Origin of the sequence: Paracoccus bogoriensis, from assembly GCF_019431455.1 — a bacterium.
In the GTDB taxonomy this organism is placed as follows: domain Bacteria; phylum Pseudomonadota; class Alphaproteobacteria; order Rhodobacterales; family Rhodobacteraceae; genus Paracoccus; species Paracoccus bogoriensis.
This window is the reverse complement of record NZ_JAHYSR010000025.1, coordinates 22,357-45,102: the sequence shown is the minus strand read 5'-3', so window position 1 is coordinate 45,102 and position 22,746 is coordinate 22,357. Positions and strand designations below refer to the sequence as shown.

Annotated in this window: 20 protein-coding genes; 13 read left to right on the top strand and 7 right to left on the bottom strand. The window is 65.9% G+C overall.

Annotated features, from left to right (window positions below):
• Window positions 1–66: 66 nt before the first annotated feature.
• From KY389_RS12315 to KY389_RS12305, 3 genes are all read right to left on the bottom strand, one after another.
• Window positions 67–390: an ArsR/SmtB family transcription factor gene (locus KY389_RS12315; protein ID WP_219831289.1), complete on the bottom strand. Its 324-nt coding sequence runs from the start codon at window positions 388–390 to the stop codon at window positions 67–69.
• Window positions 391–538: 148 nt separating this feature from the next.
• Entirely contained in the window at window positions 539–1,675 is a 1,137-nt protein-coding gene (locus KY389_RS12310) for a Gfo/Idh/MocA family protein (protein WP_219831288.1), read from the bottom strand.
• Between the two features lie 10 nt (window positions 1,676–1,685).
• Entirely contained in the window at window positions 1,686–2,396 is a 711-nt protein-coding gene (locus KY389_RS12305) for a GntR family transcriptional regulator (protein ID WP_219831287.1), read from the bottom strand.
• Window positions 2,397–2,492: 96 nt separating this feature from the next.
• Between KY389_RS12305 and KY389_RS12300 the strand changes: the two genes are divergently transcribed.
• From KY389_RS12300 to KY389_RS12270, 7 genes are read left to right on the top strand one after another with little or no spacing between them, the layout of a single operon-like run.
• Window positions 2,493–3,647: an LLM class flavin-dependent oxidoreductase gene (locus KY389_RS12300; RefSeq protein WP_219831286.1), complete on the top strand. Its 1,155-nt coding sequence runs from the start codon at window positions 2,493–2,495 to the stop codon at window positions 3,645–3,647.
• Between the two features lie 2 nt (window positions 3,648–3,649).
• On the top strand, window positions 3,650–4,540 hold the full coding sequence (locus KY389_RS12295) for an aldo/keto reductase (protein ID WP_219831285.1): 891 nt from the start codon (window positions 3,650–3,652) through the stop codon (window positions 4,538–4,540).
• A gap of 5 nt (window positions 4,541–4,545) precedes the next feature.
• Complete coding sequence (locus KY389_RS12290; protein ID WP_219831294.1) at window positions 4,546–5,046, top strand: flavin reductase family protein; 501 nt, start codon at window positions 4,546–4,548, stop codon at window positions 5,044–5,046.
• A gap of 44 nt (window positions 5,047–5,090) precedes the next feature.
• Complete coding sequence (locus KY389_RS12285) at window positions 5,091–5,693, top strand: TRAP transporter small permease (RefSeq protein WP_219831284.1); 603 nt, start codon at window positions 5,091–5,093, stop codon at window positions 5,691–5,693.
• Window positions 5,693–6,982, top strand: coding sequence for a TRAP transporter large permease (locus KY389_RS12280; protein WP_219831283.1), 1,290 nt, complete (start codon window positions 5,693–5,695; stop codon window positions 6,980–6,982). The genes KY389_RS12285 and KY389_RS12280 overlap by 1 nt, the downstream gene beginning before the upstream one ends.
• 30 nt (window positions 6,983–7,012) lie before the next feature.
• A complete protein-coding gene (gene dctP, locus KY389_RS12275) occupies window positions 7,013–8,059 on the top strand; it encodes a TRAP transporter substrate-binding protein DctP (protein WP_219831282.1) in 1,047 nt (348 codons plus the stop codon).
• Window positions 8,060–8,117: 58 nt separating this feature from the next.
• A complete protein-coding gene (locus KY389_RS12270) occupies window positions 8,118–9,113 on the top strand; it encodes a YeiH family protein (RefSeq protein WP_219831281.1) in 996 nt (331 codons plus the stop codon).
• A 54-nt stretch (window positions 9,114–9,167) separates the two neighbouring features.
• Here the strand turns inward: KY389_RS12270 and KY389_RS12265 are convergent, their stop codons facing one another.
• Together KY389_RS12265 and proS are read right to left on the bottom strand one after the other, a co-directional pair.
• The gene (locus KY389_RS12265; RefSeq protein ID WP_219831280.1) at window positions 9,168–11,339 is read right to left on the bottom strand and encodes an esterase-like activity of phytase family protein; all 2,172 of its coding nucleotides are present in this window, start codon (window positions 11,337–11,339) and stop codon (window positions 9,168–9,170) included.
• A 113-nt stretch (window positions 11,340–11,452) separates the two neighbouring features.
• Entirely contained in the window at window positions 11,453–12,814 is a 1,362-nt protein-coding gene (proS, locus tag KY389_RS12260) for a proline--tRNA ligase (RefSeq protein ID WP_219831279.1), read from the bottom strand.
• A gap of 131 nt (window positions 12,815–12,945) precedes the next feature.
• On the opposite strand from proS, the gene KY389_RS12255 reads away from it, so the two are divergent.
• The 6 genes from KY389_RS12255 to KY389_RS12230 all read left to right on the top strand — a co-directional run bounded on the left by KY389_RS12255 (window position 12,946) and on the right by KY389_RS12230 (window position 20,515).
• Window positions 12,946–14,088, top strand: a complete 1,143-nt coding sequence (locus tag KY389_RS12255) for an AI-2E family transporter (protein WP_219831278.1) — start codon at window positions 12,946–12,948, stop codon at window positions 14,086–14,088.
• Complete coding sequence (locus KY389_RS12250; protein WP_219831277.1) at window positions 14,085–14,789, top strand: P-loop NTPase family protein; 705 nt, start codon at window positions 14,085–14,087, stop codon at window positions 14,787–14,789. The genes KY389_RS12255 and KY389_RS12250 overlap by 4 nt, the downstream gene beginning before the upstream one ends.
• A gap of 27 nt (window positions 14,790–14,816) precedes the next feature.
• On the top strand, window positions 14,817–17,003 hold the full coding sequence (locus tag KY389_RS12245) for an RNA degradosome polyphosphate kinase (protein ID WP_219831293.1): 2,187 nt from the start codon (window positions 14,817–14,819) through the stop codon (window positions 17,001–17,003).
• A 6-nt stretch (window positions 17,004–17,009) separates the two neighbouring features.
• Entirely contained in the window at window positions 17,010–18,533 is a 1,524-nt protein-coding gene (locus KY389_RS12240) for a Ppx/GppA family phosphatase (RefSeq protein ID WP_219831276.1), read from the top strand.
• 229 nt (window positions 18,534–18,762) lie between these two features.
• A complete protein-coding gene (locus KY389_RS12235) occupies window positions 18,763–20,115 on the top strand; it encodes an NAD(P)/FAD-dependent oxidoreductase (RefSeq protein ID WP_343222954.1) in 1,353 nt (450 codons plus the stop codon).
• Between the two features lie 10 nt (window positions 20,116–20,125).
• Entirely contained in the window at window positions 20,126–20,515 is a 390-nt protein-coding gene (locus KY389_RS12230) for a DUF5368 domain-containing protein (protein ID WP_219831275.1), read from the top strand.
• Window positions 20,516–20,617: 102 nt separating this feature from the next.
• Here KY389_RS12230 and groL read toward each other — a convergent pair whose 3' ends face one another.
• Window positions 20,618–22,258 carry a chaperonin GroEL gene (gene groL, locus KY389_RS12225; RefSeq protein ID WP_219831274.1) on the bottom strand — a complete coding sequence of 547 codons (1,641 nt, stop codon included), beginning with the start codon at window positions 22,256–22,258 and terminating at the stop codon, window positions 20,618–20,620.
• Window positions 22,259–22,299: 41 nt separating this feature from the next.
• Window positions 22,300–22,587 carry a co-chaperone GroES gene (gene groES / locus KY389_RS12220; protein ID WP_219831273.1) on the bottom strand — a complete coding sequence of 96 codons (288 nt, stop codon included), beginning with the start codon at window positions 22,585–22,587 and terminating at the stop codon, window positions 22,300–22,302.
• Window positions 22,588–22,746: the final 159 nt, after the last annotated feature.

Below are 22,746 nucleotides of genomic sequence, written 5' to 3'. Positions count from 1 at the left end.
GATCTGGACCATGCTCCAGCGTCGGGAAACCTTCGATCCTGATCGCAAAGCAGCTTGACTGGCCCATTACGCAGCTTCCCTTGCCCCTGGCAGGCAGCAGACATCGCGTTCGGGCGGCACAAGGCTGCCGAGAAATGTGGACAGAGGCTCCAGCGCGCCGGGGTTCAGCGCATAGCAGATGCGCGGCCCGTCGATCCGGCCACGAATGATGCCCGCCGCCCGCAGTAACCGCAAATGCTCGGACACGGTGGATTGTGCCAGGCCCACGGCCTCGACGATGTCGCCGCCGATACAGCCGGGCGTGGCCAGAAGCAGCCGCAGGATACGGATGCGGGCGGGGTGCGCCAGCGCCTTGGCCAGCGCGGCAAGCGCGTCATCCTCGGGCGCCATGGCCTATCCTTCGTTTATCGTCGATTGACGATAGTTTCGGAAGCGAGCCGATGCAAGCATTCTGATCGAGATGATGGACACAGACTGGCCGCCTTTGCGGATGCAGCAATGTCATGCCTGCATCCGCGATCACAGCGTCCGGTCGCGATCAGATCAGCAGTTCGGCCATCTCGACCATCCGGCTCTCGGCGATGGAGCGCTGCGCGGCCAGACCCATCAGCACCGCCCAACGCCCGTCGGACAGGCTGACATCGGGCGCCTTGCGCTGCCCGCGCACCAGTTCCAGGAAACCCTGATGCTGATAGAAGGTCGAGCCGTTATGGTCGCCCGCTTCCAGCAACGCCGGATCGACCGGGATCTCCAGCACGCGGGGCCCTTTGGGGTCGCGCGGCGAAACGACGACCTGCGCGACCGGAGGATCGCCCAGATCCCTGGGCCAGAATCGGGTCGGGCCGGGCACGAAAGCCTCGATCTTGCCCTTGGGGCCGACGGCGCTGATCTCTTCCTGCCAGCGCGCGCCTTCGGCAAACATGCACAATTCCAGCATCGCGCGCGTGCCGCAGGCGAATTCGACGGCGACATAGCCGTGGTCCAGGATGTCCGGCGTCTGGCCCTGATAGCGCTCGTCCAGATGGTTTACCGCCTGACCCCCCATCGCCATCACGCGCACCGGATCCGTGCCGATGGCCAGCCGCATCAGATCGAAGAAATGGCAGCATTTCTCGACGAAGGTGCCGCCAGTATAGCGGTTGAAGCGGTTCCAGTCGCCGACCTTCTCCAGGAAGGGAAAGCGATGCTCGCGGATCGACAGCATCCGGATTCCGCCGGTCGCCTCTTGCGCCTGCGCCAGCAGATGCGCGACCGGGGGCATGTAGCGGTATTCCATCGCCACCCAGATCGGAGCCGGATAGGTCTGCGCAAGATGGTCCAGCGCGGCCAGATCAGCAGGGTCGGTGAACAGCGGCTTTTCGACCAGAACGGGCAGGGGGCGGCGTGCGGCAATGGCCTGCAACTGCTCGACATGGCGGAAATTGGGGCTGGCGATCAGCAGGCAGTCGAGGTCGGGGCAGTCCAGCAAATTGTCCAGGCTGTCGCAGAACGCCGCACGCGGCGCCAGAGCCGCGGCGGCCTGCCGCATCGCGGCATCTGGTTCCAGGATCGCGCCGATGGCGGTGCCGGGCAGCAGGGCGATGTTGCGCAGATGCTCTTGCCCCATCATGCCGCAGCCGATCACACCATAGGTGATCAGCCGGCTGCCGGCGGTGGGCGGGGTCTGGATAGTCATGGAGATCTCCTCAGATGAGGCGCTGGACGTAAAGCGCCTTTTCGTGGTCATACCAGGTGCGCGAGAACTCGACCGCCTGCGCGCCCTGCGCCCAGGACAGCCGTTCGATATAGGCGCAGGTCGCGCCAGGGCGGGGCCCGAAATCGTCCGGAGCCCAGTCCGGAACCGTGCCCAGGCCCACGCGATCCTCGGCCCGCGTGATCCACAGTTTCAGCACCCGCTTGTAGGTCAGATAGAGCGAATCCTGGACCTGATCGCGCGGGATGCGGCCCGCGCCGGCATCCAGCCAGATCTCTTCGACAGCGATGGGGACATGATCCAGAAAGCGCAGCCGCCGGAAGCGCGTCGCCTGGTCCGCCACCCCATATTCGGGCTGGTCTGCATCCTTGGGCAACACATCAACAGACAGGATGCGCGCATTGGGCAGACCCCCTCCGCCGCGCGCATGTTCAAGCCGGAACATCGAATAGACCGACACCGCCTGACCGCCCGCGCGGACATAGTTTCCCGAACCCTGCCGCCGTTCCAGCAGGCCTTGATCGGCCAGCGCTGCCAAGGCTTTGCGCAGGGTTCGCACGGTCGTGCCATGAGCCTCGGCCATCTGGCGTTCGGGCGGCAATTTCTGGCCATCGACCAGCCGGCCCGCCGCGATGTCGCGAATCATCATCTCGCTGATCTGCATATGGATGGGCAAGGCGTCAGCGCGCTGCTTTTCTGCCATGGCCTCCCCCCTCCGGCGAAAAATTGATGCACCATTGATCTACATCAAGGACAATTGTATGCAAGAGGAAACCGCAGGCGAGTCAGGGAGGAGAGAATGACCGTCGTTCCCGTCACATCGGCCGATCTGAAGGCCGTCGAAGTCGCCTGGTTCGCAGCGCTGTGCTCTGACGATTACCGCCACCTGGGGGTGCCTGACGGCGATTTGCGATCGTCCTGGGATCATTGCAGCGACATCGTGAAGACCGCCGAGGCGCAAGGTTTCGGCAATATCCTGTGCCCCTCCAGCTACCAGGTCGGGCAGGACACGCTGTCCTTCGTCGCAGGTTGTGCGCCGATCACCGAGCGCATCAACCTGCTGGCCGCCGTGCGCTGCGGCGAGATGCAGCCCATCATGCTGGCGCGCACCATCGCCACGCTGGACCACATGCTGAAGGGCCGGCTGACGATCAACATCATCAGCAGCGACTTCCCCGGCCAGCAAGAGCCCAGCCCCTATCGCTATCAGCGTTCGCGCGAGGTGGTCGAGATCCTGAAGCAGGCCTGGAACCGCGAGCAGATCGACTATCGGGGCGAGGTCTATGATTTCTCCGGCCTGACCACCGATCCCGCCAAGCCCTATCAGCAGGGCGGGCCGATGCTGTATTTCGGGGGCTATTCGCCCGATGCGCTGGATCTGTGCGGCCAGCATTGCGATGTCTATCTGATGTGGCCCGAAAAGACCGAGGACATCGCCGACCGGATGCGCGCCGCCCATGCGGCTGCCGCGAAATACGGCCGGACGCTGGATTACGGCTTCCGCGCCCATGTCATCGTCCGCGACACCGAGGCCGAGGCGCGCGAATATGCCCGCGAACTGGTCAGCCAGCTGGATGACGAGACAGGACGGGCCATCCGCGAGCGCGCCCTGGATGCCGGATCGCTTGGCGTCAGCCGACAGGCCCGCAATCGCGAACTGGCCGATGAGGAAGGTTACATCGAGCCCAATCTCTGGACGGGTATCGGGCGCGCGCGCTCGGGCTGCGGGGCGGCCATCGTCGGCTCGACCGATCAGGTTCTGACCAAGCTGGAGGAGTTGCGCAGGATGGGGATCCGTGCCTTCATCCTGTCCGGCTATCCGCACAAGGACGAGGCCTGCCATTTCGGCAGCCGCGTCCTGCCGCAGATGAACACCTGCCAGTTGAACCGGGTCTGGGGCCGCGTGCCGGAACGTCCCCCTGCGACCCCGCTGGCCGCAGGCGAAAGGCGCTGACGATGGATCGTGTGGAACTGAAGGGCGGTGTCACCCTGTCGCGGCTGGTCTACGGCATGTGGCGCATCGGCGATGATGCCGACACCTCGCCCGCCCATGTGCAGGCCAAGATCGAGACCTGTCTGGACCAGGGCATTACCACGATGGATCAGGCCGACATTTATGGCGGCTATACGGCCGAGGCGTTCCTTGGCGCGGCGCTGCGCGCAAGCCCCGGCCTGCGCGACCGGATCGAGATCGTGACGAAATGCGGTATCGTCGCGCCGATGGGCCGGCATTCTGCCGCACCCTGCAAGCATTATGATACGTCCGAGGCGCATATTCACGCCTCGGTCGAGGCGTCCCTGCGCGATCTGGGCACGGACCGGATCGACCTGCTGCTGATCCACCGTCCCGATCCGATGATGGACCATGACGAGACGGGCCGTGCGCTGGACGCGCTGGTGGCCCAAGGCAAGGTTCGCGCGGTGGGCGTCTCGAACTTCCGCCCCTGGGATGTCGAATTGCTGCAATCGGCGATGCAGACGCCCCTGGCGACGAATCAGATCGAGATTTCGTTGGCCCGGATCGAGCCCTTCACCAATGGCGACCTGGCCTTTCACCAGCGTCGCCGCGATCCGGTCATGGCCTGGTCGCCTCTGGGCGGCGGTAGCCTGATGACGGGTGGCGGTCCGGTCGTGCAGGTCATGGACCGGATCGCGGCGGCGCATGGCGTTGACCGGGCGGCGGTGGCGGTGGCCTTCCTGCTGCGCCACCCTGCGCAGATCCTTCCGATCATGGGCACGAATGCACTGTCCCGCATCGCCGCCATCGGGGATGCGCTGAAGATCAGCCTGTCGCGGATCGAGTGGTTCCAGCTTTACGAGGCGGCCTTGGGGCGAGAGGTCGCGTGATGCAGATGAACGACCCTGCCAGCTTTGTTCCAGATCCGCAGAATGGCCGCCAGTTGCGCGATGCCTTCGGGCGCTTTGCCACCGGCGTCACGATCGTGACCGCCAAGGGCTTGGCGGGCGAGTGTATCGCGATCACCGCCAACAGTTTTTCCTCGGTCTCGATGGAGCCGCCCCTGGTCCTGTGGTCGCCCGCCCGCGCCAGCACCCGCTATCCGGTCTTTGCCGCGGCGCAGCATTACGCGATCCATGTCCTGTCCGCCGATCAGGCCGATCTGGCCTGGGCGGTCGCGCGCAACCGCGACGCGCTCTGCGATCTGGCGGGGCGTAACGGGCAGGGCGTGCCGATCCTGGATCGCTGCCTGGCGCGCTTCGACTGCCAGCTTTTTGCGCTGCATGAGGCCGGGGATCACGCCATCGTCGTGGGCCGCGTGCTTCAGGCGACGCTGACCGAGGGCGCGCCGCTGGCCTTCTACGGCGGGCGGATCGCCGACATCTCGGTCAAGTGAAACGCCTCGCGCGGGGAGGCGCGGTGGCAGAGGGGGGAACAAGAATGAGCCTGTTCGAGGCCGTGATACGGCCCCTGTCCCGGGTCAACGAGGCAGTGCTGAAGCTGGCCCGCGCGGGCGGCATCGTCGCCATGGCGATCATGGTCGCGGTGACGATTCTGCAGGTCTTTCAGCGCTACATCATGAACAACGCGCTGCCATGGCCGGATGAGGCGGCGCGCTTCTGCATGATGTGGATGACCGGCCTCATGGCGCCGACGGCGTTCCGCCGCGGCGGATTTGTCGCGATCGACTTCCTGCCCATGCTGCTGCCCGCACTGCTGGCGCGGCTTCTGAACATCGTGCTGCTGCTGGTGTCGCTGGCCGTGCTGGTCGTTGCGCTGCAGATCGGATGGCGCGAGGTAACGGGCCTTGGCGGGCGCTTTGCCAGCGCCTCGCTGTTCGTGCCGGTCTCATTGGACCTGTCGGAATGGTATCGCGTGCCGCGGTCCTGGATGATGGCCTCGATACCGGTCGGTCTGGCAATGCTGATCGTGGTCAATGTCGAACTGATCCTGCGCAATCTGGCAGGGCTTGCAGGTCTGCGCGACCTGCCGCCGATCCCCACCGGGGATGACATGGAGACCGGCGCGCGGGGGGTCGATTGATGCTGATCTGGTTCCTGCCGCTGTTCCTTCTGTTCCTGATGCTGGGCCTGCCGGTCTTTTTCGGGATGCTGGCCGCACCGGGCATCATCCTGTGGCTGAACGGTCAGGAACGCGACCTGACCTTGCTCTACCGCAATCTCTATAATGGCATGGACAGCTTTCCGCTGATGGCGATCCCGTTCTTCATGCTGGCCGGAGAACTGATGAATCGCGGCGGCATCACGCTGCGGCTGGTCGAGTTCGCGCAGGCGCTGATGGGCCATCTGCGGGGCGGGTTGGCGCATGTGAACGTGCTCAGCTCGATGCTGTTCGCGGGGCTTTCGGGCTCGGCGGTGGCAGACACATCGGCGCTTGGCTCGATGCTGGTCCCTGCAATGGAAAAGCAGGGCTATACCCGCCGCTTCGCCGCCGCGATCACGGCGGCCAGCTCGGTCATCGGGCCGATCATCCCGCCCTCGGGCATCATGATCATCTATGCCTATGTCATGGGCGAAAGCGTGGCGGCGCTGTTCCTGGCGGGCATCGTGCCGGGCGTGATGGTCGGGCTGGGTCTGATGGTGGTCATCAAGATCATGGCGGACCGCTACGATTTTCCCGTCGCCTCGGCCCGCCAGCCTTGGGCCGCGCGCGGCCGCGCCAGCCTCAGGGCGTTCTGGCCGCTGCTGACGCCGGTCATCATTCTGGGCGGCATTCTTGGCGGCATCTTCACCCCGACCGAGGCCGCCGCCGTCGCGGTCGTCTATGCGATGATCATTTCGCTTTTCGTGCTGAGGACGATGCGTGTGGCCGAGCTGCCCGACGTGCTGGGCCGGGCGGCGCTGACATCGGCGGTGGTGCTGCTGCTGGTGGGGGCGGCCATGTCCTTCAAGACGGTCGTGTCGCTGTCGCACGCGCCGCAGATCATGGCCGATTTCATCCTGGGGCTGACAGCGAACCCGCTGCTGCTGCTGTTCCTGATCAACCTGCTGCTGTTCGTGGTCGGCATGTTCCTGGATGCCGGGCCCGCCATCATCATCCTGGCGCCGATCCTGGCGCCTGTCTTTGAAGGCATGGGTGTGGACAGCGTGCATTTCGCGATCATCATGTGCGTCAACCTGACCGTGGGTCTGGCGACGCCACCGATGGGGCTGGTGCTGTTCGTGGCGGCCGCCGTCTCGCGCGAGCGCGTCACCACCATCGCCCGCGCGATCCTGCCTTTTCTGGCGGTCGAGATCCTGGTGATCTTCCTGATCACCTACTTTCCCGCCCTGTCCATGACCATTCCGCGCCTGACCGGCTTTGCGGACTGACCGATAACACCAACCCGGGAGGAAACCACCATGTTCAAAACCGTCCTGACCCTTGCGGCAGCCCTGGCGCTGGCCGCGCCCGCCCTGGCGCAGGATTACACGATCCGCGCCGTCGCCAACTCGAACGAGGAGGACGAGGATTACGACGGGTTGCAGGTCTTCAAGTCCCATGTCGAGGCGGCCTCGAACGGCGCCATCGCGGTCGAGATCTACATGGGCACGCAGCTCTGCTCGAACGGGGCCGAGTGCCTGCAAGGCGTGGCCGATGGTTCGATCGACGTTTACATCTCGACCCTGGACGGGGCGGCCGGGCTGTTTCCCTATTTCCAGGTGCTGGACATGCCCTATCTGATGGCCGACGACCGCGTCGCGGAACGGGTGCTGTCGGGCGATTTCATGCGCTATCTGCGCGACCGCGCGCTTGAGGACAGCGGCAACACGCTGCGGCTGATGACCATCGGCAATACCGGCGGCTGGCGCAGCTATGCCAACACGCAGCGTCGCGTGCAGACGCCTGCCGATCTGGCCGGGCTGAAGATGCGGACCGTGGTGGCGGACCTGCCGCAGGAACTGGCCCGCGCGATGGGCGCCTCGCCCACGCCGATCCCGTGGCCGGAACTCTTCACCTCGCTTCAGACGCGCGTGGTCGAGGGCACCGCGAACGGCATCACCGACATCATGTCGATGCGCTTCCCCGAGGCCGGGCTGCGCTATCTGACGCTGGACCAGCACGCCTATATGGGCGCTTACTGGTGGATGTCGAATGACAGCTTCATGGCCATGCCCGAGGACATGCGCCAGATCGTCGTGGACGGTTTCTATGCGCTGCAACAGGCAACCTTCGCCTCGCCCAAGCGCAAGTCGATCCCGGCCTACGAGGCCTTTGCCGCCGCCGGGGGCGAAGTCTATGTCCCCACGCCCGAGGAAAGGGCCGCCTTCGCCGAAGCGGCCGAGCCGGTCTATGCATGGTTCACGTCCACCGTCAGCGGAGGCGAGGAAATCCTGGCGCGGTTCCGCGATGCCGTGGCCGAGGCCGAGGCGGCCGTGAACGAGGAGCGGGCAAGGGATATCCAGTGACCATCATTCCCGGTGACAGGAAAGGGGCCGCAAGGCCCCTTTTGCAAGGGATGCAGCCATGCTGCCCATGAACATCGCCCGGCTGCGCCTGCTGGGCCCCGGTGTCACGCTGGCCGTGATCGTGGCGTTGGCGGCACAGTTCCTGTCGGCCCATTACGGGGCGCCGGTCATGCTGATGGCGATCCTGCTGGGGATGCCGCTGCATTTCACGGCCGAGGATTCCCGCGCCACCCCCGGCATCGACTTTGCCGCGCGGGGCCTGTTGCGTCTGGGTGTGGCGCTTCTGGGGCTGCGCGTCTCGGTCGAAATGGTCGCGCTGATCGGCTGGCCCTTCGTCGCGCTGATCGCGGCTTCGATGGCGGCGCTGATCCTGGGGTCGGTGGGGATCATGCACCGGCTGGGACGTGACAGGGCTTTCGGTCTGCTGACGGGGGGATCGGTTGCGATTTGCGGCGCCTCGGCGGCCATGGCCATCGCCTCGGTCCTGCCGCCGCGCCCGACGACGGAACGCGACCTGTCCTTCGTGGTGATCACCGTCACGGCGCTGTCCACCCTGGCGATGATTCTCTATCCGGCGCTGGCTACGCTGCTGGGGCTGGACATGCATCAGGCGGGGCTGTTCCTTGGCGGCACGATTCACGATGTGGCTCAGGTCGTGGGCGCAGGCTATTCGCTGTCGGACGAGGCCGGCGACACCGCCACGGTGGTCAAGCTGATCCGTGTGACGCTGCTGGCGCCGGTCGTGCTGGTCGCGGCGCTGATCCTGCGGCAGGCGGGGCAAAGGCGGGCGAGGACGCCGATCCTGCCGGGCTTCGTGCTGGCCTTCCTGGTTCTGGCGGGGCTGAATTCGGCGCATCTGGTCCCGGACATGATCACCGATGCGGCCTCGGTCGTCTCGCGCGCGATCCTGGTCGCGGCGGTGGCGGCGGTGGGGATGAAGACCTCGCTGGCGCGACTGGTCGAGGTGGGGCCGGGCGCCATCGCGCTTCTGATCGGGCAGAGCCTGGTTCTGGCGGGGCTGATCCTGGCGGCCATCCTGATGGGCTGGGTCTGAGGCGGGCGCGGCAGGCGAGCGTGTCGCCTGCCGCCTTCGTGCTGCCGCGCGGGATCAGTCGATCCGGCCGATGGTCCAGAACAATGTCTCGCCCGAGGCGTCTTGCACGCCGTCATTGTCGGTCACGACCCAGGCTTCCCCTGCGGCGTCGATGGCGAAGCCCTCGACCTTGTCCTGCACGTAGCCGTTCAGCGCCATGAGGTCGGGGATGAAGTCATGCACTTCTTCCTTGTCAACGACCGGCAGCGGCCCGCCCAAAGGCGCAGGGTCCAGCGCCGACAGGGCCACGCGGTAAAGCCGCTTTGTTTTCGCCGCCTCTCCGATCAGGTTGTCGCGCTCGACGATATAGGCCCAATCGCCATGGATCGTGATCTCGGACAGGCCCATCCACGCGCCCTCGGCCGGGCTGTCCAGCGGATAATGGACAGCGCCCCAGCTCTTGTCCGCCGTGTCATAGGCCACCAGCTTGACCATCCCCGCCGGATCGTCGCGCCATTCGCGCTGCACGGCCAGCCACAGGGTCTGGTCCTGCACGGCGATCCCCTCGAAACCGAAGCGGGTCTCGTGCGCGGCCAGTTCAGCGGGCAGGGCGATTTCCTCGCGGATCTCGCCCTTTGCGTCGGTGCGATAGATGGCATGGGGGATCAGCCGGTCAGACCGCCCCTCCGAGGCCAGCCAGAAGCCCCCGTCCGGCGCCAGCGCGATGCCTTCCAGATCCAGCTTTTGCGCGGGCTGGCCGGACCGCGTCACCACCATCTTGTCGGTGATGCGCGCCGGGTTCTGGGTGGCGTCGATGGTGAAGATCGCGGGCTGCATCCCGAAGACGCTGTCCGAGACGGCATAAAGCCTGCCGGGGATCGTGGCATCGGCGACCATGCCCGACAGCGCGCCCCAGCCGATCAGGCTGTCAGCACCGGCCGAGGTGATCATCGGATAGGCGGCGGGCGCCTGCTGCCATTCGTAGATCATCACATGGCTGCCCGCCCCGCCATCGGCACGCGCATCCAGTTCGTTGGCCGTGGCCAGAAGCCCGCGCGCGGGAATCGCCACCGCGCCCTCGGGGCTGATCCCCGAGGGCAGCAACTGATGAAGACGCGGCGCCGCGATGTCCGACACGTCATAGACCGCGATCAGCGAGGCGCGCTCCAGCGCGACGAAGGCCATCGGCCGGCCGTCGAAGGTGCCGATCTCCAGCCCCTCGGGCTCGATGCCCTTGGAATGGCTGCGATGCTCGGGGTAGTGGCCCAGCTCGATCACGGCATGTTCCAGCGAGGCGCCCGAATCCCAGACCAGCGTGCCGTCGCGGTGAAAGATCGACCAGCCGCGGGTGCCGCCCTGCCAGTCGCCCTCGTTCGCAATGGCGATGTGCTGGTCGTCCAGCCACTTGACCGCGTCGGGTTCGCGCGGGGCGGCGGCTTTGCTGCCCGAGAAATCCAGCGCCCCGTCGCGGCGGGTGTCGATGCCCTCCAGCGCGACTTCGCCCGCCGAGAAATGCGACTGGATCGTGCCATCGGCGCCGATGATGACGATGTGGTTGTTTTCCTGAAGCGTGACGACGATCTCGCCCGCCGCGTTCACATCGACGAATTCGGGCTCGGGGTCTTCGGGGAAGATGTCGGCCAGCCCCGTGAGGTCGATGACCTGCATCGCGTCGCAATCGGGCGCGCCGTCGACGATGGGCAGCTTGACGACATGGCCCGCAGGCATCTGCGGCAGGCCGCCATCGCCCAGACCTTCGTCACGCTCGTTTTCGATGGCGATGGCCAGAAAGCTGCCATCGGGCGCGCGCGACACCGCGTCGGGCTGACCGCCCAGTTCACACGCGGCGGTGATCGCCATGGCGGCGGGATCGACTGCGACCAGACGCCCCGAGGGGTTGGCGAAGCTGTCCGACGTGTTCACGCCGACAAAGATCGTCGTGCCGACAAAGACGGCGGTGGTTGGCTCGCCCTCCATGTCGATGCTGCCCAATGCGCCGGGGGCTTTCGGATCGGTGATGTCGATCAGGCCGATCACGCCCAGGGGGCTGTCGGTATAGACCAGCATCATCCCGTCTTCCGAGGCCGAGATGATCTCGGCCGAACTTTCGCGGGACAGGTCTTCGCCCTCGGCCATGTTGCGGGTGACGGGGAAGGTCGCGATGCGGTTGAAGTGGCTTTCGGCCAGGGCGGGCGATGCGGCCAGAAGGGCCAGGGCCGAGCACAGGCAGGACAGGCGGGCGGTCATTGAGCACTCTTGCGGCTGTTGAACGAGCCGCCAGCCTAATGCTGTCCTGTCACAGATTCGTGACGCCGAGGCGCCGCCCCGTCGGGGCAGCGCCGGGTCAGGTCATGCGTCCCTCAGGCGATGGGATAGGCCTGCGCCAGGACCGGAGCATAGACGCGCGCCAGCCGGGCCACGGCCTCTTCGGGGGTCACCTCGGTGCTTTCGCCGCTGCGGCGTTCGGTCAGCTCGACCTTGTTGGCGGCCAGTCCGCGCGGGCCGACCGTGATCCGCCAGGGCAGGCCGATCAGGTCCATCGTGGCGAATTTCGCCCCCGCCCGTTCGTCGCGGTCGTCATAAAGCGGGTCCAGACCCTGCGCGCGCAGCGCCGCGTAAAGCGCCTCGCAGGCGCTGTCGGTCGAGGCATCGCCCTGTTTCAGGTTGACGATCCCGGCATGGAAGGGGGTCACGCCCTCGGGCCAGATGATGCCGCGGTCGTCGTGATTGGCCTCGATGATGGCGCCCAGCAGGCGCGAGACGCCGATGCCGTGGCTGCCCATGTGCACGGGCACGCGCGCGCCGTCGGGGCCCACGACCGTGGCGCCCATCGGTTCGGAATATTTGGTGCCGAAATAGAAGATCTGCCCGACCTCGATCCCGCGGGCCTTGCGCCGGCGTTCCTGGGGGATTTGGGCATAGACGGCCTCGTCATGGGTCTCGTCGGTGCGGGCATAGCGGCTGGTGAATTCTTCCAGCACGGCCTGACATTGTTCCACGCTGTCGTAGTCGATCTGGCGGTCGCCAAAGGTCAGGTCGGTGATCTCGCTGTCATAGAAGACCTCGGATTCGCCGGTCTCGGCCAGGACCAGGAATTCATGCGTATAGTCGCCGCCGATCGGGCCGCCATCGGCGCGCATCGGAATGGCCTGCAGGCCCATGCGTTCGTAGGTCCGCAGATAGCTGACCAGATGCCGGTTATAGGCGTGCAGCGCGGCTTCCTTGGTCAGGTCGAAATTGTAGCCGTCCTTCATCAGGAATTCGCGGCCGCGCATCACGCCGAAGCGCGGACGGATCTCGTCGCGGAACTTCCACTGGATGTGATACAGCGTCAGCGGCAGATCCTTGTAGCTGTTCACATGGGCCCGGAAGATGTCGGTGATCATCTCCTCGTTCGTGGGACCATAGAGCAGGTCGCGCTTGTGGCGGTCCTTCAGGCGCAGCATCTCTTCGCCGTAATCGTCGTAGCGGCCGCTTTCGCGCCACAGATCGGCAGGTTGCAGCGTCGGCATCAGCATCGGGATGTGACCCGCGCGGGCCTGTTCCTCGTGCACGATGGTTTCGATCCGGCGCAGGATCCTGTAGCCAAGCGGCAGCCAGGAATAGATCCCCGCGGCCTGCTGCTTGATCATCCCCGCGCGCAGCATCAGGCGGTGGCTGACGATCTGCGCCTCCTTGGGGTCTTCCTTCAGGACGGGCAGGAAATAACGCGACAGACGCATGGGCGATCTCGTATCTGGCAGGGTTTGCAGGGTCGTCTTGGGCCAAAGCCGGCTGCGATGCAAGGCCCGGCCTTGTCATGAGGCCCGCGCGCGGGCAGATAGATGCTGTGCGGTGCAGGGGTTTTTGCGCAATGGGTGTTCCGGTCCGTTTGCAACTGATCTGGTGGGGGCTGGCGGCGCTGGTCCTGCTGGTCTCGCTGTGGCTGCTGGGGCAGGCGGTGCTGCCCTTCATCCTGGGCGCGGGCGTCGCCTATCTGCTGGACCCGCTGGCCGACCGGCTGGAGCGCGCGGGCCTGTCGCGTACCATGGCCGTTGTCGTGATCACGCTGGCGATGGTGCTGGCCTTTGTCACGGTCGTGCTGCTGATCGTGCCTCTGGCGCTGCGCCAGGCGGGCGCGCTGATCGAGACCGCGCCGCAGATGTATGAACAGGCCCGCCTGTTTGTCGAGACGCGCTTTCCCGCGCTGATCCCCGATGCCGGTCAGGCAAGCCAGACCCTGGCCGAGATGTCGGCGGCGCTCCGCGAACAGGCGGGCACGCTGGCAGGCCGGGTGCTGGGCTCGGTCCGGGGGTTCGTGGGCACGGTCGCGCTGCTGGTCATCGTGCCGGTGGTGGCCTTCTACCTGCTGCTGGACTGGGACCATCTGGTCGCCCGCGTCGATGCGCTGCTGCCGCGCGAACACGCCCCGGTCATCCGGCAATTGGCGACCGAGATCGACGCCGCCCTGGCCGGTTTCCTGCGCGGGCAGGCGCTGGTCATCCTGATCCTCGGCACATGGTATGCGGTCATGCTGATGCTGGTCGGGCTGCCCTTTGGATTCTTCATCGGGATCATGGCGGCGGTTTTGTCCTTCATCCCCTATGTCGGCGTGCTGATCGGGGGCGCGACGGCGATCGGAGTGGCGCTGTTCAGCTTCTGGGGCGACCCGCTCTGGATCGGCGCGGTCATCGCGATCTTCGCCATCGGCCAGATCGTCGAGGGCAATTACCTGCAACCCAAGATCGTGGGCCACCATGTCGGGCTGCACCCGGTCTGGCTGCTGCTGGCGCTGTCGGTCTTTGGCTCGCTGTTCGGCTTTGTCGGGCTGGTGCTGGCCGTGCCGATGGCGGCGGCGCTTGGGGTTCTGGCGCGCTTTCTGACGGGGCGCTATCTGGCCAGCGGGCTCTATACCGGCGAGGGCGCCGCGCCTGAACCCGCCGCCCCCCTGCGGGTCGAACTGGTGCCACTGTCGCCCGAGACGCCGTCTCCCGGCGGGCAGGGTCCGGCCGCATGACGCTGTTTGCGACCTCGCGCCAATTGACGCTGGACCTGACCACGCCCCCGGCCCATGCGCGCGCCGACTTTCTGGCCGCGCCCGCGAACGAGGCCGCGCTTCGCGTGCTGGACCAGCCCCTGTCCTGGCCGCAGGGCAGGATGCTGCTGATCGGCCCGGAAGGCTCGGGCAAGACGCATATGGCGGCCTTCTGGGCGGCCGAAAACGGCGCGCGCCGCATCAGCGCCGCCGCCCTGCGCCCCGATGCGGCCGACCTGCTGGCGGCCGAGGGCGGGGCGGTGGTGGTCGAGGATGCCGATCATGCCGGCTTCGCGGCCGGGGCCGAGCAGGCGCTGTTCCATCTGTGGAACCTCTGCGGGCCGCGCGACTGCCTGTTGCTGCTGACCGCGCGCCAGGCGCCGCGCGATTGGGGTCTGGTCCTGCCCGATCTGCGGTCGCGGATGGATGCGATGCCGCAGGTCCATCTGGGCCCGCCCGACGAGACATTGCTGGCCGCCGTTCTGGTCAAGTTGTTCGCGGACCGGCAGCTTTCGGTCTCGGCCGGGCTGATCGACTGGCTGGTCCTGCACATGGACCGCGATCTGGGTCTGGCGCGGCGGCTGGTCGCGGCGATGGACCGCGCCGCGATGGCGGAAAAAGGCCCCGTGACCCGCCGGATCGCCGCCGACCTGCTGGACAATCTCTCGGCCGAGCGGGCATGATCGCGCCATCCTGGCAAAGTGATGACCATGACTCTCGCCGATTTCCTCAGAACGCCCTTTCCCGAAGCACAGTCGCTGGAGGGCGGCCCCCCCGAAGGCCCCGCGCGGTTCTTCAATCGCGAACTGAGCTGGCTGTCCTTCAACTGGCGCGTTCTGGACGAGGCCCGCAACCCCCGTGTCCCGCTGCTGGAGCGGCTGCGCTTCGTCTCGATCAGCGCGACGAACCTTGACGAATTCTATACCGTCCGCGTGGCCGGACTGCGCGAATTGATGCGCGAGGGCAATTCCAGCCTGTCCGATGACGGGCTGACGCCAGGCGAGCAGCTGGCGATGATCAACGCCGATGCACGGCGCCTGATGAGCGCGCAGCAAAGCGTCTGGAACCGTTTGCGGCATGAAATGGAACGCGAGGGCATCGTGATCCTGTCCCGCCAGCGACTGACGCGCGCCGAAGAGGCATGGCTGCGCGACTATTTCGAAACGCGGGTCTTTCCGGTCCTGTCGCCCTTGGCGATCGACCCGGCCCATCCCTTTCCGTTCATCCCGAATACCGGTTTCTCGCTGGCGCTTGAACTTGCCCGAGAGACGGATGGCCGCCAGATGCAGGCGCTGCTGCCGATCCCCGCGCAATTGCCGCGCTTTGTCGCGCTGCCGGGGGGCGAGCGTTTCCTGAAGCTCGAGGATTTGCTGCTGATGCACCTGTCCAGCCTGTTCCCCGGTTATCGGGATGCGGGCCATTGCAGCTTCCGGGTGCTGCGCGACAGCGATCTGGAGGTCGAGGAAGAAGCCGAGGATCTGGTCCGCGAATTCGAGACCGCGCTGAAGCGACGGCGGCGGGGCAGCGTGATCCGGCTGAAGATCACCGCCGGCGCGCCCGACCGCCTGCGCCGCCTGATCATGGACGAGCTTGAGGTCGGCCCCGACGAGGTGGTCGAGGTCGAGGGGCTGCTGGGCGTGGCCGATCTGCGCGAACTGGTGCTGGACTATCGCCGCGACCTTCTGTGGCCGTCCTTCACGCCGCGCGTGCCGGAACGGGTGCAGGACCATGATGGCGACATGTTCGCCGCGATCCGCCAGAAGGACATGCTGCTGCACCACCCCTATGAGACCTTCGACATGGTGGTGCGCTTTCTCGCGCAGGCGGCGCGCGATCCCGACGTGCTGGCGATCAAGCAGACGCTTTACCGCACCTCGCGCGACAGTCCCATCGTGGACGCGCTCTGCGAGGCGGCCGAGGCGGGCAAGTCCGTCACGGCGCTGGTCGAGCTGAAGGCCCGCTTTGACGAGGCGGCGAATATCCGCCAGTCGCGCCGTCTGGAACGCGCGGGCGCGCATGTCGTCTATGGCTTCGTCAACTACAAGACCCATGCCAAGATCAGCACCGTCGTCCGGCGCGAGGGCGATACGCTGGTCACATACACCCATTATGGCACGGGCAATTATCACCCGATCACCGCGCGCATCTATACGGACCTGTCCCTGTTCACCTGCGATCCTGCGCTTGGCCGCGACGCGACCAAGGTGTTCAACTACCTGTCCGGTTATGTGCAGCCCGCCGGGCTGGAAAACCTGGCCATCGCACCCATCGACCTGAAATCGCGGCTTCTGGAACTGATCGCGCGCGAGGCCGAATATGCAAGGCAGGGCCGTCCCGCCGAGATCTGGGCCAAGATGAACGCGCTGATCGAAAGGGACGTGATCGACGCGCTTTACGCAGCCAGTGGGGCGGGCGTGCTCATCAGCCTGGTCGTGCGTGGCATCTGCGGCCTGCGCCCCGGCATCAAGGGCCTGTCAGACAATATCCGCGTCAAATCCATCGTCGGGCGCTATCTGGAACATTCACGCATCGTCTGCTTTGGGTCGGGGCATGGCCTGCCCTCGGCCAAGGCGCGGGTGTTCTTCAGTTCGGCGGACTGGATGGACCGCAATCTCAATCGCCGGGTCGAGACGCTGCTGGAATGCCACAACGAGACGGTGAAGGCTCAGATCGTCAGCCAGATCATGGCCGCCAACATGGCCGACGAGGCGCAGAGCTGGCTCTTGCAACCCGATGGTCGCTATGTGCGCTACCTTCCCGAGGGGCGTGACGACCTGTTCAACTGTCACCGGTTCTTCATGGAGAACCCGTCTCTTTCCGGGCGAGGAACAGCGGGCGCGCGGGATGTCCCGGCGCTGACCCATTCGGCGGAACAGCGCGCTGCGGCGCAAGGATGATCAGGGATGAACGGTGTCAGAACCACGTCGGGCGAGACAGTCGCGCCCTTCGGACCCACGTTTCGCAAGCTGCCCAAGCGCGCGTTGCGCCGGGTGGGCGTGGTCGATGTGGGCTCGAACTCGATCCGGCTGGTCGTGTTCGACGGGGCCGCACGCTCGCCGGCCTATTTCTATAACGAAAAGATCATGGCGGGGCTGGGACAGGACATGGCCCGGACCGGACGACTGAACCCCCAGGGGATCAATCGTGCCCTGTCGGCGCTGCGCCGTTTCGCGGCTCTTGCGCGCAGCATGGGTATCGAACCCCTGACTTGCGTGGCCACCGCCGCCGTCCGCGAGGCCGAGGATGGTCCCGCCTTTCAGCAACAGGTCGAACGAGAGACCGGGCTGAAGCTGCATGTGATCGACGGCCCCGAAGAGGCGCGGCTGTCGGCACAGGGCGTGCTGCTGGGTTGGCCCGAGGCGCACGGGCTGGTCTGCGACATCGGCGGCAACTCGATGGAGCTTGCGGAACTGCAAGGGGGCAAGGTCGGGCGGCGCGCGACCTCGCCATTGGGGCCGTTCCGGCTGCAACAGGTGCCCGAAGCCGCGCTGAAAGGCCATATCGACGCGATCCTGGCAGATCTGCTGGCGGCGATGGGCCGGGATCACAAGCGGTTCTATCTGGTCGGCGGCTCGTGGCGGGCCATCGCCCGGTTGGACATGGAGCGCCGCAACTACCCGATGACGGTGCTGCACGAATACCGCATGACTCCTGAAGATGTGCTGGCGACGGTCGAATGGATCGGCCAGCACGATCTGGCGGCCTTGCGCGCGCGGACAGGCATCTCGACCTCGCGGATGGACCTGGTCCCGCTGGCGGGGCGCGTCCTGTCGCGGCTGGTGCGCGTCTTTCAGCCCCGGGAACTGAACGTCTCAAGCTACGGCATCCGCGAGGGGCTGCTCTACGAACATATGTCGCGCGATCTACGCCGCCGCGACCCGCTGCTGGAAGCTGCACGCTTCACCGAAAAGCAGATGGCCCGGCTGCCTGGCTTCGGCAAGAAGCTCTATCACTTCCTGCTGCCGCTGTTTCCCGACATGCCGCCCGAACGCGAACGGCTGGTGCGCGCGGCCTGCCTGTTGCACGATACGGCCTGGCGCGCGCATCCCGATTACCGGGCCGAGGCCTGTTTTGATAACGTCACCCGCGCGAACTTGGCTGCGCTCAGCCATCCCGAGCGTGTCTTTCTGGGCGTTGCGCTGCTGCACCGCTACAAGAACAGCCGCGCGAAATCGCCCATGGCGCCGCTGTTTCAGCTGCTGGACAAGTCCCGGCTGCGCGAAGCCGAGATCCTTGGCAAGGCCATGCGCTTTGGCGCGATGTTCGCCATCGACGATCCTTCGGACGCGGGTCTGCTGGTCCATGTGCCCGGGAAGCGGATCGAACTGAAGCTTACCGGCACCGGGCGCGACCTGATGGGCGAGGTGGCGCGCAGCCGCTTCCGTTCGCTTGCCGAGGCGATGGGCGTCGAAGCCGTCATCTCGTGACCACCTGCGCGAATACATAACAACATCGATATATATTGAAGTGGCGCGTCGCTCCTGATTGATATACATTCCGATAAGGGAATGTCTGGGCCTGAAAGCCGGGCCCGTCAGGGCTTTGTCGCGGGCCCGATCGCCAGGATTGCGGCGGTCGCGCCTGACGGCGCAGGTCTTTCCCGAACGCTTCAAGATGCCCGCGCAGGCGGGTGCCGTCCATGGGGGGAAATCTTTCGTGAACAAGACCAATCCATTATCATCCAGCCGCCGCGGCTTTTTCGGCCTGGCCGCCGCGGGCCTGGCGGCCGCGGTCACTGCACGGGGTGCAGGCCCGGCGCGTGCCTCGGTGACGACGAACGCCCGCATCGTCATCATCGGCGCGGGTGCGGCCGGGACGGCGCTGGCCAATCGGCTGGTGCAGCGTCTGGAGGGCGCGCAGATCACCGTGATCGACGGGCGCACCGACCATTATTACCAGCCTGGCCTGTCGCTGGTCGCCGCGGGCCTGAAACCGGCCTCCTATACCGTTTCTCGCACGACAGACTGGCTGCCGCGCGGCGTGACGCTGCTGGCCGAGCGCGCCGCCGCCATCGACCCCGAGGCGCGCCGAGTCGAGACCGAGGGCGGCACGCGGCTTGATTACGACTTCCTGATCGTGGCGCCGGGCCTGGTGCTGGATCACGATGCGATCCCCGGCTTCTCGCTGGATATGGTCGGCCGGGATGGCATCGGCGCGCTTTACGCGGGTCCGGATTACGCCGCACGCACCTGGCAGGCCGCCAGCCATTTCATCGAGACCGGCGGCGTCGGCGTCTTCACCCGCCCCGCGACCGAGATGAAATGCGCGGGCGCGCCGCTGAAGCACACATTCCTGATCGAGGACATCGCCAGCCGCAGCCCTGCCGCCGGGCGCCATTCGTTTCAATATACGGCCCCGCAGGGCGCGCTGTTCTCTGTTCCGATCGTGGCGGAAAAGGTGCGGATGCTCTATGCCGAGCGCGGCATCGAAACGCATCTGCGCCACAAGCTGATCTCGATCGAGCCAGGCCGCAAGCAGGCGCGTTTCGAGGTGACGACCATCGACCCGGTGACGCGCGCGGAAAGCGTGTCGCAGGTGGATATGGATTACGATTACCTGCACGTCATCCCGCCCATGCGCGCGCCGCAGGTGATTCGGGAATCGGGGCTGTCCTGGGCGGACAAATGGACCGACCAGGGCTGGGTCGAATGCGACCAGCAGACGCTTCGCCACCTGCGCTATCCCGAGGTTTTCGCCCTGGGCGACGTGGCGGGCGTGCCCAAGGGCAAGACCGCGGCATCGGTCAAATGGCAGGTTCCGGTGGTCGAGGATCATCTTGTCGCCGCCATCGAAGGCCGCGCGGGGACCGAGACCTACAACGGCTATACGTCCTGCCCGCTGATCACGCGTGTTGGCCGCGCAATGCTGGTCGAGTTCGACTACAAGGACAATCTGGTCCCGTCCTTCCCGGGCCTCATCGCGCCGCTCGAGGAATTGTGGATCAGCTGGCTGATGAAGGAGGTGGCGCTGAAGGCCACCTATAACGCGATGCTGCGCGGCAAGGCCTGAGGAGGGCGCCATGAAGGAACTGACATTCGAAACCCTGCTGGCGGTTTTTCAGGAGATGTTCGGCGCGACCCTGTTCTGGCTGATGCTGGCGGCGGCCGTAATCATCACGCTGGCCTATCTGTATGTTCTGATCCGCGACCGGTCGCTTTCGATGCGGAGATTTCTCTGGGCGCAGCTGTCGATGCCGTTAGGCGCGGTGGCCGCTGTCCTGCTCACGCAGGCCGTCACCAATTCGCATTTCCGCGACATTGGCGGGCCGATTGATGTGATCGTGTTGCTGATCGTGGCGGCAATAGGCGCGATCGGCGTGGCGATCCTAGTCTATACGGTCCAGTCGCTGCTGCGCCGCCCGGGCGCGGTGCGTCCGGTTCAGACATATGACGGGGGGCAGGGCGGTTAAGGCGCCGCGAGCCTCTCCATGGCGCCGGGCAGCGGGTCGGCGCGCAAAAAAGGGCGCCCGAAGGGGCGCCCTTTTCCGTCTGCCTGTCGGGCAGGTGGATGATTACATCATGCCGCCCATGCCGCCCATGTCGGACATCCCGCCGCCAGCCGCAGCCTTGGGCTCGGGCTTCTCGGCGATCATGGCTTCGGTGGTGATCAGCAGGCCGGCAACCGAGGCCGCATCTTCCAGAGCGGTGCGCACGACCTTGGCCGGGTCGATGACGCCGAACTTGAACATGTCGCCATATTCCTCGGTCTGGGCGTTGAAGCCAAAGCTCTTGTCGGTGGATTCACGGACCTTGCCGGCCACGACGGCGCCATCGACACCGGCGTTTTCCGCGATCTGGCGCATCGGCGCTTCCAGAGCGCGGCGCACGATGGCGATACCCGCATTCTGGTCGCTGTTCGCGCCGGTCAGACCCTCCAGAGCCTTGCCGCCCTGCACCAGGGCCACACCGCCGCCGACCACGACGCCTTCCTGAACCGCCGCGCGGGTCGCATTCAGAGCGTCATCGACACGGTCCTTGCGCTCTTTCACTTCGACTTCGGTCATGCCGCCGACGCGGATAACGGCCACGCCGCCGGCCAGCTTGGCCACACGCTCTTGCAGCTTCTCGCGGTCGTAGTCCGAGGTGGTTTCCTCGATCTGCTGACGGATCTGGGCGACGCGTGCCTCGATCTCGGACTTCTCACCGGCGCCATCGACGATGGTGGTGTTGTCCTTGTTGATCGAGACCTTCTTGGCGCGGCCCAGCATGTCGATGCCGACATTCTCGAGCTTCATGCCCAGGTCTTCGCTGATGACCTGACCGCCGGTCAGGATGGCGATGTCCTGCAGCATGGCCTTGCGGCGATCGCCGAAGCCCGGCGCCTTGACGGCCGCGATCTTCAGACCGCCGCGCAGCTTGTTGACGACCAGCGTGGCCAGAGCCTCGCCCTCGACATCCTCGGCCACGATAAGCAGCGGCTTGCCCGACTGGATGACGGCTTCCAGCAGCGGAACCATGGGCTGCAGCGAGGACAGTTTCTTCTCGTGCAGCAGGATGTAGGCGTCTTCCAGTTCCGCGACCATCTTTTCGGGGTTGGTGACGAAGTAGGGCGACAGGTAGCCGCGGTCGAACTGCATGCCTTCGACGACTTCGACCTCGGTCTCCATCCCCTTGTTCTCTTCGACGGTGATGACACCCTCGTTGCCGACCTTCTGCATCGCGTCGGCGATGAAGCGGCCGATCTGGGCTTCACCGTTGGCCGAGATGGTGCCGACCTGAGCGACTTCGTCGCTGTCATTCACCGGGCGAGCGGCGGCCTTGATGGCCTCGACAACCTTCGAGGTGGCCAGGTCGATGCCGCGCTTGAGATCCATCGGGTTCATGCCGGCGGCGACTGCCTTCATGCCCTCTTTCACGATAGCCTGGGCCAGGACGGTGGCAGTGGTGGTGCCGTCGCCGGCCTCATCGTTAGTGCGCGAAGCGACTTCGCGGACCATCTGGGCGCCCATGTTCTCGAACTTGTCGGACAGTTCGATCTCCTTGGCGACCGAGACGCCGTCCTTGGTGATGCGCGGCGCGCCGAAGGACTTGTCGATGACGACGTTGCGGCCTTTCGGGCCAAGCGTCACCTTCACGGCATCGGCAAGGATGTTCACACCTTTCAGCATCCGGTCGCGGGCATCGGTGCTGAACTTGACTTCTTTCGCAGCCATTTGAATCTCCTGAATTTATCGTTGAAGGAAGGGTCAGACGATCAGGCGATGATGCCCAGGATGTCGCTTTCCTTCATGATCAGCAGCTCTTCACCATCGATCGTGACCTCGGTGCCCGACCATTTGCCGAACAGCACGCGGTCGCCAGCCTTGACGGCGGGGGTGATCAGCTCGCCCGAATCCTTGCGTGCGCCTTCGCCCACGGCGATCACTTCGCCTTCGGCCGGTTTCTCCTTGGCGCTGTCGGGGATGATCAGACCGCCCTTGGTCTTTTCCTCCGACTGGACGCGGCGGACGAGCACGCGGTCATGCAGCGGTTTGAATGCCATTGGTGAACACTCCGATATTTCAGGTTGCAGTGTTTCGCTGTTGGCACTCACCGAATGCGAGTGCCAATGGCAGCCATGTAGGCAAGTCTCGCGGATCTGTCAACGGGCAGCTTGCGCGCCGAACTGGTATCCGGACGGGGTCCATGCCAAGGTTGCGCC

Bases quoted from the DNA above. Each gene is read 5' to 3' on its own strand.
- KY389_RS12315 (WP_219831289.1), bottom strand. From the start codon at position 390: ATGGCGCCCGAGGATGACGCGCTTGCCGCGCTGGCCAAGGCGCTGGCG.
- KY389_RS12285 (WP_219831284.1), top strand. From the start codon at position 5,091: ATGAGCCTGTTCGAGGCCGTGATACGGCCCCTGTCCCGGGTCAACGAG.
- KY389_RS12295 (WP_219831285.1), top strand. From the start codon at position 3,650: ATGGATCGTGTGGAACTGAAGGGCGGTGTCACCCTGTCGCGGCTGGTC.
- KY389_RS12265 (WP_219831280.1), bottom strand. From the start codon at position 11,339: ATGACCGCCCGCCTGTCCTGCCTGTGCTCGGCCCTGGCCCTTCTGGCC.
- KY389_RS12290 (WP_219831294.1), top strand. From the start codon at position 4,546: ATGAACGACCCTGCCAGCTTTGTTCCAGATCCGCAGAATGGCCGCCAG.
- groL (WP_219831274.1), bottom strand. From the start codon at position 22,258: ATGGCTGCGAAAGAAGTCAAGTTCAGCACCGATGCCCGCGACCGGATG.
- KY389_RS12250 (WP_219831277.1), top strand. From the start codon at position 14,085: ATGACGCTGTTTGCGACCTCGCGCCAATTGACGCTGGACCTGACCACG.
- KY389_RS12240 (WP_219831276.1), top strand. From the start codon at position 17,010: ATGAACGGTGTCAGAACCACGTCGGGCGAGACAGTCGCGCCCTTCGGA.
- groES (WP_219831273.1), bottom strand. From the start codon at position 22,587: ATGGCATTCAAACCGCTGCATGACCGCGTGCTCGTCCGCCGCGTCCAG.
- KY389_RS12230 (WP_219831275.1), top strand. From the start codon at position 20,126: ATGAAGGAACTGACATTCGAAACCCTGCTGGCGGTTTTTCAGGAGATG.
- KY389_RS12270 (WP_219831281.1), top strand. From the start codon at position 8,118: ATGCTGCCCATGAACATCGCCCGGCTGCGCCTGCTGGGCCCCGGTGTC.
- KY389_RS12255 (WP_219831278.1), top strand. From the start codon at position 12,946: ATGGGTGTTCCGGTCCGTTTGCAACTGATCTGGTGGGGGCTGGCGGCG.
- proS (WP_219831279.1), bottom strand. From the start codon at position 12,814: ATGCGTCTGTCGCGTTATTTCCTGCCCGTCCTGAAGGAAGACCCCAAG.
- KY389_RS12280 (WP_219831283.1), top strand. From the start codon at position 5,693: ATGCTGATCTGGTTCCTGCCGCTGTTCCTTCTGTTCCTGATGCTGGGC.
- KY389_RS12300 (WP_219831286.1), top strand. From the start codon at position 2,493: ATGACCGTCGTTCCCGTCACATCGGCCGATCTGAAGGCCGTCGAAGTC.
- KY389_RS12310 (WP_219831288.1), bottom strand. From the start codon at position 1,675: ATGACTATCCAGACCCCGCCCACCGCCGGCAGCCGGCTGATCACCTAT.
- KY389_RS12245 (WP_219831293.1), top strand. From the start codon at position 14,817: ATGACTCTCGCCGATTTCCTCAGAACGCCCTTTCCCGAAGCACAGTCG.
- KY389_RS12305 (WP_219831287.1), bottom strand. From the start codon at position 2,396: ATGGCAGAAAAGCAGCGCGCTGACGCCTTGCCCATCCATATGCAGATC.
- dctP (WP_219831282.1), top strand. From the start codon at position 7,013: ATGTTCAAAACCGTCCTGACCCTTGCGGCAGCCCTGGCGCTGGCCGCG.